The sequence below is a fragment of the Xanthomonas hyacinthi genome (assembly GCF_009769165.1).
GTDB classification, from domain to species: domain Bacteria; phylum Pseudomonadota; class Gammaproteobacteria; order Xanthomonadales; family Xanthomonadaceae; genus Xanthomonas_A; species Xanthomonas_A hyacinthi.
In genome coordinates this window covers 1,097,684-1,113,449 of the sequence record NZ_CP043476.1, presented here as the reverse complement: position 1 = coordinate 1,113,449, position 15,766 = coordinate 1,097,684, and the positions used below count along the sequence as shown (strand labels likewise).

The 15,766-nt window shown below is 70.8% G+C and carries 14 protein-coding genes; 5 read left to right on the top strand and 9 right to left on the bottom strand.

The annotated features are described in order from the left end of the window. Window positions 1-71 precede the first annotated feature (71 nt). The gene (locus FZ025_RS05135) at window positions 72-1,025 is read right to left on the bottom strand and encodes a ribokinase (protein WP_104557772.1); all 954 of its coding nucleotides are present in this window, start codon (window positions 1,023-1,025) and stop codon (window positions 72-74) included. Between the two features lie 47 nt (window positions 1,026-1,072). Continuing rightward, window positions 1,073-2,371: a NupC/NupG family nucleoside CNT transporter gene (locus tag FZ025_RS05130; protein ID WP_104557770.1), complete on the bottom strand. Its 1,299-nt coding sequence runs from the start codon at window positions 2,369-2,371 to the stop codon at window positions 1,073-1,075. 201 nt (window positions 2,372-2,572) lie between these two features. Between FZ025_RS05130 and FZ025_RS05125 the strand changes: the two genes are divergently transcribed. The 5 genes from FZ025_RS05125 to FZ025_RS05105 all read left to right on the top strand — a co-directional run bounded on the left by FZ025_RS05125 (window position 2,573) and on the right by FZ025_RS05105 (window position 7,911). Next, a complete protein-coding gene (locus FZ025_RS05125; RefSeq protein ID WP_104557768.1) occupies window positions 2,573-3,544 on the top strand; it encodes an aldo/keto reductase in 972 nt (323 codons plus the stop codon). Between the two features lie 189 nt (window positions 3,545-3,733). Beyond that, entirely contained in the window at window positions 3,734-3,934 is a 201-nt protein-coding gene (hemP, locus tag FZ025_RS05120; protein ID WP_009577197.1) for a hemin uptake protein HemP, read from the top strand. A gap of 172 nt (window positions 3,935-4,106) precedes the next feature. After that, complete coding sequence (locus tag FZ025_RS05115; protein ID WP_104557766.1) at window positions 4,107-6,332, top strand: TonB-dependent hemoglobin/transferrin/lactoferrin family receptor; 2,226 nt, start codon at window positions 4,107-4,109, stop codon at window positions 6,330-6,332. A gap of 6 nt (window positions 6,333-6,338) precedes the next feature. Next, window positions 6,339-6,935, top strand: coding sequence for a ChuX/HutX family heme-like substrate-binding protein (locus FZ025_RS05110; RefSeq protein WP_104557763.1), 597 nt, complete (start codon window positions 6,339-6,341; stop codon window positions 6,933-6,935). Between the two features lie 46 nt (window positions 6,936-6,981). Further along, window positions 6,982-7,911, top strand: coding sequence for a DUF6607 family protein (locus FZ025_RS05105; RefSeq protein ID WP_104557761.1), 930 nt, complete (start codon window positions 6,982-6,984; stop codon window positions 7,909-7,911). 98 nt (window positions 7,912-8,009) lie between these two features. Here the strand turns inward: FZ025_RS05105 and FZ025_RS05100 are convergent, their stop codons facing one another. From FZ025_RS05100 to FZ025_RS05070, 7 genes are all read right to left on the bottom strand, one after another. Further along, the gene (locus tag FZ025_RS05100; RefSeq protein WP_104557759.1) at window positions 8,010-8,399 is read right to left on the bottom strand and encodes a GIY-YIG nuclease family protein; all 390 of its coding nucleotides are present in this window, start codon (window positions 8,397-8,399) and stop codon (window positions 8,010-8,012) included. Window positions 8,400-8,596: 197 nt separating this feature from the next. Further along, a complete protein-coding gene (locus FZ025_RS05095; RefSeq protein WP_104557757.1) occupies window positions 8,597-9,466 on the bottom strand; it encodes an ABC transporter permease in 870 nt (289 codons plus the stop codon). Then, window positions 9,463-10,344, bottom strand: coding sequence for an ABC transporter ATP-binding protein (locus FZ025_RS05090; protein WP_104557755.1), 882 nt, complete (start codon window positions 10,342-10,344; stop codon window positions 9,463-9,465). Before FZ025_RS05090 ends, FZ025_RS05095 begins: the two co-directional genes overlap by 4 nt. A gap of 1 nt (window position 10,345) precedes the next feature. Then, entirely contained in the window at window positions 10,346-11,353 is a 1,008-nt protein-coding gene (locus FZ025_RS05085) for an ABC transporter substrate-binding protein (protein ID WP_167523893.1), read from the bottom strand. A 118-nt stretch (window positions 11,354-11,471) separates the two neighbouring features. Continuing rightward, a complete protein-coding gene (locus FZ025_RS05080; RefSeq protein WP_104557750.1) occupies window positions 11,472-12,368 on the bottom strand; it encodes a TauD/TfdA dioxygenase family protein in 897 nt (298 codons plus the stop codon). A gap of 271 nt (window positions 12,369-12,639) precedes the next feature. Next, window positions 12,640-15,129 carry an ABC transporter permease gene (locus tag FZ025_RS05075; protein ID WP_104557747.1) on the bottom strand — a complete coding sequence of 830 codons (2,490 nt, stop codon included), beginning with the start codon at window positions 15,127-15,129 and terminating at the stop codon, window positions 12,640-12,642. Continuing rightward, entirely contained in the window at window positions 15,126-15,728 is a 603-nt protein-coding gene (locus FZ025_RS05070; RefSeq protein ID WP_104557744.1) for an ABC transporter ATP-binding protein, read from the bottom strand. The genes FZ025_RS05075 and FZ025_RS05070 overlap by 4 nt, the downstream gene beginning before the upstream one ends. Window positions 15,729-15,766 lie beyond the last annotated feature (38 nt).

Genomic DNA, 15,766 nt, shown 5'->3' with positions numbered 1-15,766 from the left:
CGTCCAGGGTCGGCAGCACGACGTAGGCTGTGGCGCGAACCGCTGTGGGCCGTTTGCTCAAGGCGAACGGCTCAGCCGGCCTCCGGCACCAGCCGCGGCATCGACGCCGCCGCGCCTTCGGCCTCGGTCGAACGCGCCGCGTAGTGGTTGGCGAAGCGCACGTGGGTGGCGAAGCCGGCGTTCGGCGATTGCGCCAGCGAGGCCACCAGCGCGCCGTTGAACGCATCGCCGGCGCCGGTGGTGTCCACGGTCTGCGCGGCCTCCGCGCCGATGCGGTAATACGGCTGCGCATCGCCGCGCTGGCGATCTTCGGGGTGCGAGATGAACGCGCCCACCGCGCCCAGCGTCACCACCACGGTGCCGCCCGGCAGCAGCTTGCGGCACAGCGCGTGCAGGCTGCCGCCATCGGTGGCGGCGACGTCGTCGGCATCCACGCGCTCGCCGACGTGGCGCGTCAGCAGCGCGGCGAACTCGGTTTCGTTCGGGGTCAGCACGTCGGCCAGCTTGAGCAGGCCGATGCTGGTCTGCGCATTGGCCGGCGCGGCGTTGAGCACGGTGGTCAGGCCGGTCTCGCGCGCCAGCGCCAGGGTCGCCTCGATGGTCTCGATCGGCGATTCCAGCTGCGCCAGCAGCACCCGCGCCGACCCCAGCAGCGCGCGCTGCGCCTGCACGAAGCCCAGGCTCAGCGCGGCATTGGCGCCGGCGCCGATGACGATGGTGTTGCGGCCGTGGCCATCGACGTAGATGCCGCCGGTGCCGGTCGGCTCGGTGCTGGCCTCGGCGGCCAGGTCGATGCCGTCCTGCGCCGCCAGCGCGCGCGCCATCGCGCCGCCGGGGTCGTCGCCGAGCGCGCACACGAAGGTGGTGCGGGCGCCGGCGCGCGCGGCCGCCACCGCCTGGTTGAAGCCCTTGCCGCCGGGGCCGGTGCTGTAGCGGCCGGCGATGGTCGCGCCCGGGGCGGGCAGGGTTTCGCAGCGCCAGACGTGGTCGACATTGAACGAACCGACGACGATGACTGAACTCATAGGCATGTGCTGCTTCTCAACGGGTACTGGGGGAAAGGGGGGCTGCATCAGCTGAAGTGCGACAGCACGCCGGCGATGGTGGCGGTCATGAAGGTGGCGATCGAGCCGCCCAGCACCGCGCGCAGGCCGAACCGCGCCAGGTCCTGGCGCCGCTCCGGGGCCAGCCCGCCGATGCCACCGATCTGGATCGCGATCGAGCTGAAGTTGGCGAAGCCGCACAGCGCGTAGGTGGCGATCAGCCGGCCTTCCTCGCTCAGTCGCATGCCGGGAATCTGGCCCTTGACGATTTTCGACAGCTCGCTGTAGGCGACGAATTCGTTGAGCACGACCTTCTGCCCGATCAGCGCGCCGACCGTGGTCGCATCCGCCCACGGCGTGCCGATCACCCAGGCGATCGGCGCCAGCAGGTAGCCGAAGAGGGTGGACAGGTTGGTCGGGCGGCCGATCGCCGCGGCCAGGCCGGTGGCGTCGCCGAGCCAGGTCAGCGGCGCGTTGACCAGCGCGATCAGCGCGATGAAGGCCAGCAGCATCGCGCCGATGTTCAGCGCCAGGCGCAGGCCGTCGCCGGCGCCGGCGGCGGCCGCGTCGATGATGTTGCTGGTGGTCTTCTCCACGTCCATCTTGACCGTGCCGCGGGTCAGCGGGGTGCCGGTCTCCGGGATCAGCAGCTTGGCCACCACCAGCGTCGCCGGCGCGGCCATGATGCTCGCCGCCAACAGATGCTTGGCGTAGAACGCCTGCTGCTCCGGATCGCTGCCGCCGAGCATGCCCACGTAGGCGGCCAGCACGCCGCCGGCGATGTGCGCCATGCCGCCGATCATCATCGTCAGCAGCTCGGATTCGGTCATCTTCGGGATGTACGGGCGCACCGTCAGCGGCGCCTCGGTCTGGCCGATGAACACGCTGGCGCAGACGCTGGTGGTCTCCGCGCCGGACACGCGCATCACCTTGGTGATGGCCCAGGCCATCACCCGCACCACCGCCTGCATCACCCCCAGGTGGTAGAGCACGCCCATCAGCGCCGAGAAGAAGATGATCGTCGGCAGCACCTGGAAGGCGAAGATGAAGCCGTAGGTCTTGGTGTCCATCAGGCTGCCGAAGATGAAGCTGGAGCCTTCGTTGACGAAGCTCAGCACCTTCACGAACAGCTGTCCCAGCCAGTCGAAGACCTGGCGTCCGCCGGGCACCAGCAGCACCAGCGAGGCGAAGCCGATCTGCAGGATCAGGCCGGTCGCGACCAGCTGCCAATCGACCGCACGCTTGTTGTTCGAGAACAGCCAGGTGATCCCGATCAACACCGCCAACCCGAACAGGCCGAAGCCGATCCTCCCCAAACCCTCGACCATCTGCTTCCCCTGGATCGCCGGACCAAAGAGAGGGAGCGTAGTGCAGGGGGTGACGGGCGGCAAGGTAAACCCCGTTCAGCGCCGGAAATCGGTTGCCGATCAAGGCAGTGCGCGGATTGCGGGCGCGTGCCGGTCGCCTCGCTACACTGTGCGGCCGCCCGCCGGCCACGTTCGCCGGCTCGCACCGCAGGAGGAATTCGCATGCACTACCGTCGCCTTGGCGCCACCGGCTTGCAGCTGTCGGCGCTGTCGTTCGGCGCCTGGATCAACTTCGGCGGACAGATCGGCCGCGACGAAGCGCGCAACCTGATCGCCGCCGCCTGGGACCACGGGGTCAACTTCTTCGACAACGCCGAGGTCTACGCGCAGGGCCGCGCCGAGCAGGTGATGGGCGATGTGATCGCCGATCTGCGGCTGCCGCGCGATGGCTATTGCGTGTCCAGCAAGGTCTACTTCGGCGCGGTCGACGCACCGCGCCCGACCCAGCGCGGGCTGTCGCGCAAGCACGTCACCGACGCCTGCCATGCCGCGCTGAAGCGGCTACGGGTGGACTACCTGGACCTGTACTACTGCCATCGTCCCGACGCCGACACGCCGGTGGAGGAAACCGTACGCGCGATGGACGCGCTGGTCCGGCAGGGCAAGGTGTTGTACTGGGGCACCTCCGAGTGGCCGGCCGAACGCATCCGCGAAGCGGCGCAGGTGGCGCAGGCGCTCGGCCTGCAGGGGCCGTCGATGGAGCAGCCGCAGTACAACCTGCTGCACCGCCAGCGCGTGGAGCAGGAATACGCGCCGCTGTACGCCGAACTCGGCCTCGGCACCACGATCTGGTCGCCGCTGGCCTCGGGCCTGCTGACCGGCAAGTACAACGACGGCATCGATCCGGCCTCGCGCCTGGGCCAGGCCGGCAACGCCTGGCTGCACGACGAGGTGATCGGGCCGCCGGCGCAGCGCCGCGTGGAGCGTGCGCGCCGCTTCACCGCGCTGGCCGCCGCGCAGGGCGTGGCGCCGGCGGCGCTGGCGATCGCCTGGTGCCTGCGCAATCCGCAGGTGTCCACGGTGATCCTCGGCGCCAGCCGCGTCGCCCAGTTGCTGCAGAACTTCGACGCGCTGCAACTGGCCGCGCGCGAAGATCCGGCGTGGTGGGCGCAGGTCGAGGCGGCGGTGGCCTGAGTCGGCGCCGTCTTCGGCGCGAAGGCAGGTGGGCACGGTTCGCGAGAGCCGTGCGAATGGTTGATTCGTCGGGGCTGTCGAAATTCGATTTCCTATTCGCAGCTTGAATCGCCGCAAACGAGAACGGCTCTTGCTTAATTATTGAGAATCATTATCATCCATATCGACCCCTGTGTACGGAGCCCGACCATGACCGCTCAACCCGTCCTGTTGCGTCACCCCGAAACCCTGAGCCTGCGCGAGCGTGCGCTGCCGCGCGCGGTCCCGGTCGAAGAGACGATCAGCAGCGAAGCGCTGCTGAAGGGGCGCCGCGAAGTGCTGATCCAGCATGGCGATCGCGTGTATCGCCTGCGCCATACCAGCAACGACAAGCTGATCCTGACCAAGTAAGCCGGCCGGCCGCGCAGCGCGCGGCCAGGCCACCCGCTCGACACTGCCGCCACCTGGCCGGACCCGATGGGTCCGCCGCGGCCGCCCGCAGTCGCGACCGTTTCTCTCCTCGGCCCTTGCGCCGGCTCGCGCCGGCGTGGCCGGGACTTTTCGCGACCCACCGATGACTTCCATGATCCGTACCGCTCCGCTCACCGGCGCGCTGTGGCTGGCCCTGGCCGCCTGCGCGCATGCCGCACCCGTCGCCGCCACCGATGCCGTTGATGCCGTCGATGCAGCCAGTTCCGCCACGCCGCGCGATTTCGACCGCCTGCAGGTCACCGCCACGCGCACCCAGCGCGCCATCGTCGACGTCCCCAGCAGCGTCGATGTGATCGACCGCGAGCAGATGGACCAGGAGCTGGTCTACGACCTGAAGGACCTGCTGCGCTACACCCCCGGCGTCTCGGTCACCGGCAACAGCGGCCGCTTCAGCGGTATCGGCGGCATCCGCATCCGCGGCCTGGACGGCAACCGCGTGCTGATGCTGACCGACGGCATCCCGGTCGCGGACACCTTCAGCTTCGGCAGCTATCTCAACGCCAACCGCAACTTCGTCGACATGGAAACGCTGAAGCGGGTCGAGATCGTGCGCGGCCCGGCCAGCGCGCTGTACGGCTCGGATGCGCTCGGCGGCGTGGTCGCCTACGTGACCAAGGATCCGGCCGACTACCTGGCGCCGGGCAAGAACAGCTATGTGGGCCTGAAGTTCGGCGACGAGAGCGAATGGGACGGCCTGTTCGCCGGCGCGCTGGTCGCGTTCGGCGGCGAGCGCTGGAGCGGCATGGCCGCGGTCAGCCACCGCCAGGGCCAGGAAAGCGAGACCCAGGGCGACAACCGCAGCACCGGCGCGGCGCGCACCGCGCCCAATCCGCTCAGCAGCGACGGGCGCAGCCTGCTCAGCAAGCTGGTGTACGCGCCGAGCGCGCACCAGCGCTTCAAGCTGACCGTGGAAGGCAACGAGGACTACTCCAGCATCGATGCGCTGAGCAACGTCACCTCCAGCATCCTGTCGCAGCGCGGACGCGATCATCAGACCCGCGCCCGCGTGTCGCTGACCCACGAAATCGACCAGCTCGACACGCTGCTCGCCGACGACCTGCAGTGGCAGCTGTACCGGCAGGACAGCGAGAGCCTGCAACGCACCGACGAGCGCCGCAGCAACAACACCCTGCGGCACATGGAACACGACTTCGACCAGCGCCTGTACGGGCTGCAGGCGAATCTGCACAAGCACGTGGACCAGGGCCGCGTGGTCCACGATTTCAGCTACGGCATCGACCTGTCGTGGAGCGACACCCACGAAAAGCGCGATGGCTACGCGCAGAACCTGACGACCGGCGCGATCAGCAAGACGGTGGGCGTGGAGACGTTCCCGGTGCGCGATTTCCCGGTCACCGAGACCACCAAGGCCGGCGCCTACCTGCAGGACGAGATGCGCCTGGCCGACGGCCGCTTCAGCCTGATCCCGGGCGTGCGCGTGGACTACTACCGGCTGTCGCCGCAGGTCGATGCGATCTTCGCCGCCGACAACCCCGGCGTGGCCGCGGAGAAGGTCACCGACAGCAAGGTCTCGCCCAAGCTCGGCGCGATCTGGCGCATCGACAACGCCTGGTCGCTGTACGCCAATTACGCGCACGGCTTCCGCGCGCCGCCGTACAACGACGTCAACATCGGCTTCACCAACCTGCAGTTCGGCTACACCGCCATCGCCAATCCGGACCTGAAGCCGGAGACCAGCAAGGGCGCCGAGTTGGGCCTGCGCTATACCGCCGCGGCCGGGTATGTCGGGCTGAGCGGCTACTACAACGACTACCGCGACTTCATCGAGTCCTACAGCTTCGTCGGCTACAACGCCGACGGCCTGATGCTGTACCAGTCGCGCAACGTCGATCACGTGGTGATCAAGGGCGTGGAGGCCAAGGCCGGCGTCGATTTCGGCGCGCTGGACGCGCGCTGGGCCGGCTGGTCGCTGCATTCCAGCGCCGCCTATGCGCGCGGCGACAACAAGACCGACGCCGCGCCGCTGAACTCGATCGACCCGCTGCGCGGCGTGCTCGGCCTGGCCTACGAGCGCGACCGCTGGGGCGCGCAACTGGTCGGCAGCTTCGTGGCGAAGAAGAAGCGCCCGGCGCTGGCGACGTACTACACGCCGGCCGGCTACGCGACGCTGGACCTGCTCGCGCACTGGAACTTCACCCCCGGCGCCAAGCTCAACGTCGGCGTGTTCAACCTGGCCGATCGCCGCTACATCGACTGGAACAATCTGCCCAGCGCGACCCTGGCCAGCAGCGCGGTGCTCGACCGCTATACCGGCGCCGGGCGCAACGTCTCGGTCAGCCTGGCGCTGGACTGGTAGCGGCACATGCGCAGGGCGTCGCCAGCGAGCATCGATGCGACCCGGAGTGCGGCATCCGCGCCGCTGCCGCGTCCGGCGCAGCTGGCGGCGCTGGGCACCGTGCTGTGCCTGTACCGCGCGCAGCTGGGCACGGAACTGATGGGCTGGAACCATGCGCTGCGCGTCGGCGCGCAACTGGGCGTGGACAGCGACGGCTTGCTCGAGAGCCTGTGCTTCTATGATCGCCAGGAGCGCTGCTGCTGGCGTCTGTACCTGCTGCCGGACAGCGATTTCGTCGCCTGGGACGCGTTGCTGTCGGCGCTGCCCGCGGTCCATGGCGGCAGCGCCGATGCCGGTGTCGCCGAACGCCTGTGGCGACGCGTGGCCGGCCGCCTGAGCGGCGACAGCTGGCGCGCGCGGGCGCTGCGCCTGCACGCCAGCGACGGCGAACTGGCGGCCAGCGTCGCCAGCGTGTCGCCGCTGGGCGCCAGCATCGCGCGGCGCATCGCGCGGCTGGAAGCGGCCGAGGGCGAAGTGCTGGTCGACGACTGCTGCTGCGCCCGCGCCGGCCTGCCGGCCCCGCGCCACGATCCGCAACGGCCGTGGCCGCTGCTGCGCCTGTAGGGCGCGTTTCTCCTTTCTTCCTCAGCTATCGCGACCGACCACGACGATGAAATCACCGCTTCTGCTGCTCCTGCTCGCCGCTACCGGCCTGGCCCAAGCCCAGGACGCCGATCCGCAACGCGACCGCACCAGCATCCTGGCGATGCAAGGCGAGTACATGGTGGATTTCGCCTTCGACGAGACCGTGCTGCTCAAGCCCGGTTACGAGCGCGCGCCGGCAATGCGCAGCGGCGCCAACGAAGTGGTGATCGTGGTCGAGGACAGCCCGCGCAAGGTGGTGCTGCAGCATCTGCTGGTCGACACCAAGAGCGGCCACGTGACCAAGCACTGGCGCCAGGACTGGAGCTACGAGGCGCCGCAGCGCTTCGAATTCAGCGCCGACCAGACCTGGCAGGTGCGCCCGCTGGACGCGGCCGCGACCCGCGGCGCCTGGACCCAATGCGTGTACGAAGTCAGCGACGCGCCGCGCTACTGCGGCACCGGCCGCTGGGACTACGCCGACGGCCACCCGACCTGGACCAGCGACCTGAGCTGGCGGCCGCTGCCGCGCCGCGAATACACCAGGCGCAGCGACTACAACGCGCTGGCGGTGATCAACCGGCACACGCTGACCCCGGCCGGCTGGACCCACGAGCAGTTCAACACCAAGCTGCTGCGCAAGCCCGACGGCAGCCAGCAGCCGATCGCGCGCGAATTCGGCTTCAACGACTACGTCAAGACCGGCGAGGTCGACTTCACCCCGGCCTACGCCTACTGGAAGGCCACGCAAGGCTATTGGGCCAAGGTGCGCGCGCACTGGGACGGCTTCCTCGGCAAGCCGCCGGGCGTGCACCTGAAGACCAAGCTCGACGGCATGGCGATGATCATGCCGCTGTTCGAGCAGGCCGAGGCGGTGCAGCAGGGCAAGCCGGTGGCCGATGCCAGGATCGCCGCGGTGTTCGCGCAGTGGGTGGAGCCGGCGCCGGCCGAGCGTTGAACGCCGCTGCCGGCGCAGCGCCAGGGTGGGAAGGCGGCCGGGACTGGCGCCTTCCCTTTTTTGGTTGCGCAGCGCGCGCATTGCGCGGCGGCGAGGGCCTACAGGTCGGTCACCAGGTGATAGCTTAAGCCCTTGTGCTCGGGCAGGGTGACGATCAGCGGGAAGCCGACCGACAACCCGCTCAGGTCCAGCCACTGCGGGTTGCGCGACTCGATCAGGCCACGCTGCCAGCAGTGACTGAGCCGGGAGATCTCCGCGGCCCGCAGCAACGCGGCCACTTCGTTCTCGCACTCCTCGTACCACACCGCCAGGATTGCGACCGGGTCTTCGCGTTGCCCGCGCACGTTGTGGCGCTCGCGCAGGGTTCTGCCCAGTCCGTCCAGCGCCTGCGGGGTCGGTGCGGTGGCGATGTAGTACGGGCCGCTGCGGGTCTCGGCCAGGATGCAGGCCAGGTACGGCACGCCGTTGCGGGCGGGCGTCGCGCTCACCGGGTCGTCGTGTTGTGCGGTGGGCGTGTGGCTTGCCGGCATGGTCCTCGTGCTCGCCGCTGCTGACCGGGCGCGGGCCGACCTGCGCACGACGGTGCGCCAGCGGCAGTCGCGGCGATGCTGGGCGAAGCCGAGGCCGGCAGTCAACAAGCGCCGCGCGCGCCCGCACGGAGCGGGCCGGCGCGCCTCGCCGCTGCTCAGCGCTGCATGCCCCAGCGGCGCACGGTGAGCCGCTCCAGCACGCGGAAGCCGGCGCCTTCCACCAGCAGGCCGAGCAGGATCACCATGGCCAGCCCGGCGAACACGCGGTCGGTGTACAGCTCGTTGCGGTTCTGGAAGATGTACCAGCCCAGGCCGCCCTGGCCGGAGGTGGCGCCGAACACCAGCTCGGCGGCGATCAGCGTGCGCCAGGCGAAGGCCCAGGCGATCTTCAGCCCGGACAGGATCGCCGGCAGCGCGGCCGGCATCAGGATCGCGACGACGTAGCGCAGCCCGCGCAACCCATAGTTGCGCCCGGCCATGCGCAATGTCTCCGGCACGCCCTGGAAGCCGGCGTAGGTGTTCAGCGCCAGCGGCCACAGCACCGCGTGCACCAGCACGAACACCAGGCTGCCGTTGCCCAGGCCGAACCACAGCAGGGCCAGCGGCAGCAGTGCGATCGCCGGCAGTGGATTGAACATCGCGGTCAGCGTGCCGAGCAGGTCGCGGCCGATCCGGGTCGAGACCGCCAGCGCGGTCAGGCCGAACGCCAGCACCACGCCAAGCGCATAGCCTTGCGCGAGCATGCGCAGCGAGGCGCCGACGCGGCCCGGCAACTCGCCCGACCATAGCCCGTCAGCGAATGCGCGCGCGGTCTGCACGAAACCCGGCAGCAGCAGGTCGTCATCGAGCAGGTACGCTGCCAGTTCCCACAGCGCGGCCAGCGCCAGCAGGATCAGCGCCTGGCGCAGCCAGTCCGGCAGCCGCCGGCGCCGCGCCGCGACCGCCGCCGCGGCCGCGACATAGGGCGCGACGCTGCGTTCGTACTCGGCGCGGATCGGCGGCCGCAACGGCGCGGTGGCGCTCATGGCGCGACCTCGCGCAATGGCGCGCGCCGGCGCAACGGCGCCACGTTGCTGGCGGCCGTCGCAACATCTGCGTCTGCGTCAGCTTCGCTGCCGGTGTCGCCGGGCGGATCGAACAGCAGCCGGTGGATGCGCTGCGCGGCGTGCCGGAACGGCGTGCTGCCGACGCTGGCGGGACCGAAGCCATGGCTGTTGAGTTCGGCGCGGACCTGGCCCGGATGCGCCGACAACAGCACGATGCGGTTGCCGACCAGCATGGCCTCGTCGATCGAATGGGTCACGAACAGCAGGGTGAAGCGCGCCTCGTCCCACAGCTCCAGCAACTGCTCCTGCATGCGCTGGCGGGTCAGCGCGTCGAGTGCGGCGAACGGTTCGTCCATCAGCAGCACGCGCGGCTGCATGGCCAGCGCCCGCGCGATCGCCACGCGCTGCTTCATGCCGCCGGACAAGGTGTGCGGATAGGTGTCGGCGAACGCGGACAGGCCGACCTTGTGCAAGTAGTGCTCGGCGCGCTCGGCCGCTTCGCGCCGGCCCAGCTTGCGTGCCGCGCGCAGGCCGAAGGCGACGTTCTGGCGCACCGTCTTCCACGGCGCCAGCTGGTCGAATTCCTGGAACACCACCACTCGGTCCGGTCCCGGCGCGCGCAGCGTCTGTCCGTCCAGGCGGATCTGTCCTTCGCAGGGCGCGACGAAGCCGGCGATGGCCTTGAGCAGGGTCGACTTGCCGCAGCCCGACGGGCCGAGCAGCACCAGGCGATCGCCGGCGTACACGTCGAAGCTGACCTGGTGGGTGGCGCGCACCACGCGTTGCCCCGTGGCGTACTCCAGGCTGACCCGCTCGACCTGCAACAGCGGCGCCGGCGCCAGTGCGAATGCGCTCATCTCAGCTGCCTCCGGCGACTTGCGCGCTGTCGAAGAAATAGTCCTTGACCGCGCCGGGCGCCTGCTTGATCGCGCCGATCCGGTACAGGAACTGGCCGAGCTTGAGCGTGTTCTGCGGCGCGGTCTTGAACTGCACCTTCGGGTCCTTGAGGATGCGCAGCACCAGCGCGCGATCGATCTTGCCGCCGTTGGCGCGCACGAACAGGTCCGCCGCCTGTTCCGGCTGGCGCTGCACGAAGCTGGCCGCCTCGGCCAGCGCGGCGACGAAGGCCTGGTAGGTCTTGGGGTTGTCGCGGCGGAACGTCTCGGTGGCATACAGCACCGTGGCCGAGGTGGGGCCGCCCTCGATCGTGTACGAGTCGAGCACGATGTGCGCCTTCGGATTGCGCGCCAGCTCCTGCTCCTGGAACGGCGGGCTTGCGAAATGCGCGGTGATCTCGGTGCCGCCGCGGATGATCGCCGCAGTCGCGTCGGGATGCGGCAACGCCACCTGCTGCGCATCCAGCCGGTTGTAGGCCTTCTCGCCCCAGCGCTGCGCCGAGGCGTGCTGCAGCAGCCGCGACTGCACCGACACGCCGACCGCCGGCACCGCGATGCGGTCGCGCGGGCCGAAATCGTCCAGGGTCTTGATCCGCGGATCGTTGCTGATCAGGTAGTAGGGAAAGTTGCCCAGCGAGGCCACGCCGCGCACGTTCTGGCGGCCGCGGGTGCGGTCCCACAGCGTGAACAGCGGGCCGACCCCGGCGCCGGCCACGTCGATCGAACCGGACAGCAGCGCATCGTTGACGGCCGCGCCGCCGGACAGTTGCACGGTCTCGACCGCGATGTCGATGCCGGCGGCCTTGCCGTGCTTCTCGATCAGCTTCTGCTGCTGGGCCACGTCCAGCAGCAGGTAGACGATGCCGTATTGCTTGGCGATGCGCAGCCGGCCTTCGGCATGCGCCGGGGTGCCGTGCAGCAGGGCGATGGCCAACAGTGCGGCGGCAAGCCACAACGGCTGCCGCGACATGGCGGCGGACGGCGCTGTGGCCAGGAAAGCAGGTGAATCGAAAGCGGTCATGCGTCGCTCCGTTGCGGGGAAGGGCTACGTTGCGCGGCAGCGTCGTGTGCGGTGCGCTGGCGTCGGCCTAGAACGGCACGTCGCCTTCGATGGTGGTGCGGTGCAGGCGCCGGCGCAGATGGTCCGGGGTGCCGCCGGCCAGGTGGGTGACCGCGCGGTTGTCCCAGAACACCATGTCGTGCGCCTGCCAGCGATGCCGGTAGACCAGCGGATCGGTGCTGCTGTGCGCGAACAGCGCCTGCAGCAGTGCATCGCTTTCGTCCTGCGGCAGGCCGACGATGCCGGTGGTGAAATGCTCGCTGACGAACAGCGCGCGGCGCCCGGTTTCCGGATGGGTGCGCACGATCGGATGGCGCACCGGCGCCACCTCGTCGATCTGCGCCTGGGTCAGCGGCGGGCGCCACGGATTGCGCGCGCGCAGTTCCTCGTACTTGGCCAGGTAGCTGTGCTCGGCCAGGCGCCCGTCGACCGCGCGCTGCAGGTCAGGCGGCAGCGTGTCCCAGGCCAGGTGCTGGTTGGCGAACAAGGTGTCGCCACCCTCGGCCGGCAACTCCTGCGCCAGCAGCATCGAACCCAGGCTCGGGGTCGGCTTGTACGACAGGTCCGAGTGCCAGTAGTGCCCGGCGTCGCCCAGCCCGATCGGCTGGCCGTGCTCCTTGATGTTGGACACCACCAGTACTTCCGGCTGCTCGCGCAGCTGGAACTGGCGCAGCACGTGGATCTGCAGCGGGCCGAAGCGGCGGCTGAAGGCGACCTGCTGCGCCGGGGTGATGCGCTGATCGCGGAACACCAGCACGTGGTAGTGCAGGTGCGCGCGATGCAGCAGCGCGAACGTGGCCGCGTCCAGCGGCTGCGCCAGGTCCAGACCCAGCACCTGCGCGCCCAGCGGCGCGGCGAACGGTTCGATGCGGACTGCCGGTGCCGCGGCAGGAGCGGGCCGTGTTGCGGTGGATGCGCGCGCCATCGTCTGACCTCCGTCTGCGAAAGAGGCGATGCCGCGCGTCCCGCGCGCGGCGTCGATCCACTGTAGGCAGCGCCAGGCGCGCGCTGAAGCAACCATTCGGATGGTGCTTATACGCAACCGGCATATGCCGCTTGCGCGGGATTCGGGATTGGGAATTCGTAGTGCACCGCCGATCTCTATCGGCGGTGCGCATCGCTGCCGACGGCCGCGAGCACGCGTTAACCGACGCCTGCGTCCTCGCCACGCGCACGCGTGCCGGGCCGCGCTGCGCTCAGTTCTCGCGCAGCGCCAGCGCCGGCGGCGTACGCAGGATGCGGCGCGTGCCCGACCAGCCGGCCAGCAGGCTCAGCAGCACGCCGCCGACCCCGCCCAGCAGCAGCGCCGGCCACGGCGGCGCCAGCGCCAGGTCGAACGCCTGCTTGGCCACGACCACGCCGATCCCCGCCGCCGCGCCGACCGCCAGGATCGCCGCGAGCAGGCCGAGCGCGCCGAATTCCACCAGCACCGCGCCGCGCAGCTGGCCGCGGCGCGCGCCCAGCGTGCGCAGCACCGCGCTGTCGTAGCGGCGCTCGCCGGCGGTGGCCTGCAGCGCCGCCAGCACCACCAGCACGCCGGCCAGCAGGCTGAAGCCCATCACCAGCTGCACCGCCTGCGCCACCTGGTCGATCACTTCGCGCACCCGCCCCAGGATCGCGTCGATGTCCAGCAGCGACACGTTCGGATAGGTGCGGCTGAGCCCGCTCAGCTGCGCCGCCGAACCGCGCGGCAGGTGGAACGCGGAGATCAGGTTGTAGGGCGCGTCCTGCACCGCGCCGGCGTTGAGCAGCAGGAAGAAATTGACCCGGAACGAATCCCAGTCGGCCTTGCGCATGCTGGTGACGGTGAAGCTGCGCTGCTGCTCGCCGAGCAGCAGGGTGATGCGGTCGCCGAGCTTGAGTCCGTAGCGCTGCGCCCAGGCTTCCTCCACCGAGGCCTCCGCCGCGGTGCTGTCGGTGGCCCAGAAGCGCCCGGACAGCAAGCGGTTGGCGGCCGGGAATGCGTGTCGCCAGGAGAAGTTGATCGGCCGGTCGATGCCGTCGCCATCGCCGTTGTCTTCCGGCCCCTGGTCCTGGCGCTGCGGCGGCTTGCCGTTGATCGCCACCAGCTTGCCGGTGCTGAACGGCTCCACCGCCGCGTCGGTGACGCCCAGCCCACGCAGCGTGCCGAGCACGTGCTCGGCCTGGTCGGGCTGGATGTTCATCAGGAAGTAGTTCGGCGTGTCCGCCGGCAGCCGCTCGCGCCACTGGCCGAGCAGGCCCGGGCCGATCACCGCCAGCAGCAGCAGGGCGCACAGCGACAGCGACAGCCCGACCAGCTGCACCACGCTCAGCGCGCGGCGCCGGGTCAGCGCGGCCAGGCCCAGCTTCCACGGCCCGCGCAGGCGCGACTGCAGCCGCCGCAGCAGGGCCAGCAGCAGGCCGCCGACTGCCGCGGCGAGCGCGGCCAGCAGGGTCAGCCCGCCCAGCACCCAGGCCGCGAGCACGCCGTCGCCGGTGGCGTACACCGCCAGCACCACGGTGGCGACCAGCGCGGCGGCGTAGACCAGCAGCGAGGTCGGCGGCAGCGCGGCGAAGCTGCGGTTGAGCACGCGCATCGGCGGCACGTTGCGTAGCCGCAGCAGCGGCGGCAGGCCGAAACCGAGCAGCAGCAACAGGCCGATGCCGGCGCCGGCCAGCGCCGGGGTCGCCTGCGGCAGCGGCAGCCGGTTCGGGATCAGGCTGCCCAGCGCCTCGACCAGGCCGATCTGCGCCAGCATGCCCAGGCCCACGCCGAGCGCGCAGGCCGGGATCGCCAGCAGCAGCAACTGCAGCGCCAGCGCGCCGAGGATGTCGCGCTGGCGCGCGCCCAGGCAGCGCAGCACGGCGACCGTATCGATGCGGCGCAGCGCGAAGCGGTTGGCCGCCAGCGCGGTGGCGACGCCGGCCAGCAGCACCGCCAGCAGCGCGGTCAGCGCCAGGAAGCGGCCGGCGCGGTCGAAGGCGCCGCGCACGCCGCGCTGGGTGTCCTCGATGCCGACCAGGCGGAACGCCTTGGCGCGTGGCGCCAGCCACTCGCGCAATGCGGCGATCTCGCCCGGCGCGCCGGCGAACATCAGCCGGTACGAGGCGCGGCTGCCGGGGCCGAGCAGGCCGGCGGCATCGACGTCGGCGCGGTTGACCAGCAGCGGCGGCGACAGCTGCATCAGTTCGCCGGACGCATCCGGCTCGGCACGCAGCACCCGGGTCACGCGCAGCGTGCCGGCGCCGAATTCCAGGTCGTCGCCGAGCTTCAGGCCCAGCGCTTCGAGCAGGCGCGGATCGGCGTAGGCCTGGCCGCGCGGCGGCGGACCGGCGCGCTCGCTGCCGGCGCCAGCGGCGTCGCGCGCGACCAGCAATTCGCCGCGCAACGGATAGCCGGCGGCGACCGCCTTGATGTTGGCCATCTGGCTGGCATCGCCATGGAACAGCACGCTGGGGAAACTGACCAGGCGCGTGTGGCGCAGGCCGCGCCGCTGCGCCTCCTCGGCGAACGCGGCGGGGATGTCCTGGCGCCCGGTCACGCCGAGGTCGCCGCCGATCACCTCGGCGGCGCTGCCGGTCAGCGCCAGGGTGACCCGATCGACCAGGGTGCCGACCGCGGTCATCACCGCCACGCCCAGCACCAGCGCGGCGAACACGGTCAGCAGGTCGCCGGCGAACAGCTCGCGGCGCAGCGCGCGCGCGGCGTGGCGCAACACGTTCATGCGTCGGCCACCGCGTCGGCCTGGCGCAGGCGCCCGCGGTCGAGCCGGTAGCGGTGTTCGCAGCGCTGCGCCAGGCGCAGATCGTGGGTGACCAGCACCAGGGTGGTGTCGCTGCCGGCGTTAAGCGCGAACAGCAGGTCGCTGATCTGCTGGCCGGTGGCCTGGTCCAGGCTGCCGGTGGGTTCGTCGGCGAACAGGATCCGCGGCCGCGCCACGAACGCGCGCGCCAGCGCCACGCGCTGCTGCTCGCCGCCGGACAGCTGCCGCGGGTAGTGCCGCGCACGGGCTGTCAGGCCGACCGCCTCCAGCACCTCGCGCACCCGCGCCGGGTCCTCGCGCCCGGCCAGTTCCAGCGGCAGTGCGATGTTTTCGGCGGCGGTCAGCGACGGCAGCAGGTGGAAGCTCTGGAACACGAAACCGACTTCGCGCGCACGCAGCGCGGCGCGCGCCTCCTCGTCCAGCGCGTTGAGCGACTGCCCGGCGAGCACGATCTCGCCGCGCGTGGGCAGGTCCAGGCCGGCGAGCAGGCCGAGCAGGGTGGTCTTGCCGGAACCGGAGGCGCCGACGATGGCGACGCTGTCGCCTTCACCGATGGTCAATCCGACCTTGTCGAGAATGTGGACCGTACCCTCCGGTC

Excerpts from the sequence above, each read along its gene's own strand:
- FZ025_RS05135 (WP_104557772.1), bottom strand. The coding sequence starts at position 1,025 with ATGAGTTCAGTCATCGTCGTCGGTTCGTTCAATGTCGACCACGTCTGG.
- FZ025_RS05130 (WP_104557770.1), bottom strand. The coding sequence starts at position 2,371 with ATGGTCGAGGGTTTGGGGAGGATCGGCTTCGGCCTGTTCGGGTTGGCG.
- FZ025_RS05125 (WP_104557768.1), top strand. The coding sequence starts at position 2,573 with ATGCACTACCGTCGCCTTGGCGCCACCGGCTTGCAGCTGTCGGCGCTG.
- hemP (WP_009577197.1), top strand. The coding sequence starts at position 3,734 with ATGACCGCTCAACCCGTCCTGTTGCGTCACCCCGAAACCCTGAGCCTG.
- FZ025_RS05115 (WP_104557766.1), top strand. The coding sequence starts at position 4,107 with ATGATCCGTACCGCTCCGCTCACCGGCGCGCTGTGGCTGGCCCTGGCC.
- FZ025_RS05110 (WP_104557763.1), top strand. The coding sequence starts at position 6,339 with ATGCGCAGGGCGTCGCCAGCGAGCATCGATGCGACCCGGAGTGCGGCA.
- FZ025_RS05105 (WP_104557761.1), top strand. The coding sequence starts at position 6,982 with ATGAAATCACCGCTTCTGCTGCTCCTGCTCGCCGCTACCGGCCTGGCC.
- FZ025_RS05095 (WP_104557757.1), bottom strand. The coding sequence starts at position 9,466 with ATGAGCGCCACCGCGCCGTTGCGGCCGCCGATCCGCGCCGAGTACGAA.
- FZ025_RS05090 (WP_104557755.1), bottom strand. The coding sequence starts at position 10,344 with ATGAGCGCATTCGCACTGGCGCCGGCGCCGCTGTTGCAGGTCGAGCGG.
- FZ025_RS05085 (WP_167523893.1), bottom strand. The coding sequence starts at position 11,353 with ATGTCGCGGCAGCCGTTGTGGCTTGCCGCCGCACTGTTGGCCATCGCC.
- FZ025_RS05080 (WP_104557750.1), bottom strand. The coding sequence starts at position 12,368 with ATGGCGCGCGCATCCACCGCAACACGGCCCGCTCCTGCCGCGGCACCG.
- FZ025_RS05075 (WP_104557747.1), bottom strand. The coding sequence starts at position 15,129 with ATGAACGTGTTGCGCCACGCCGCGCGCGCGCTGCGCCGCGAGCTGTTC.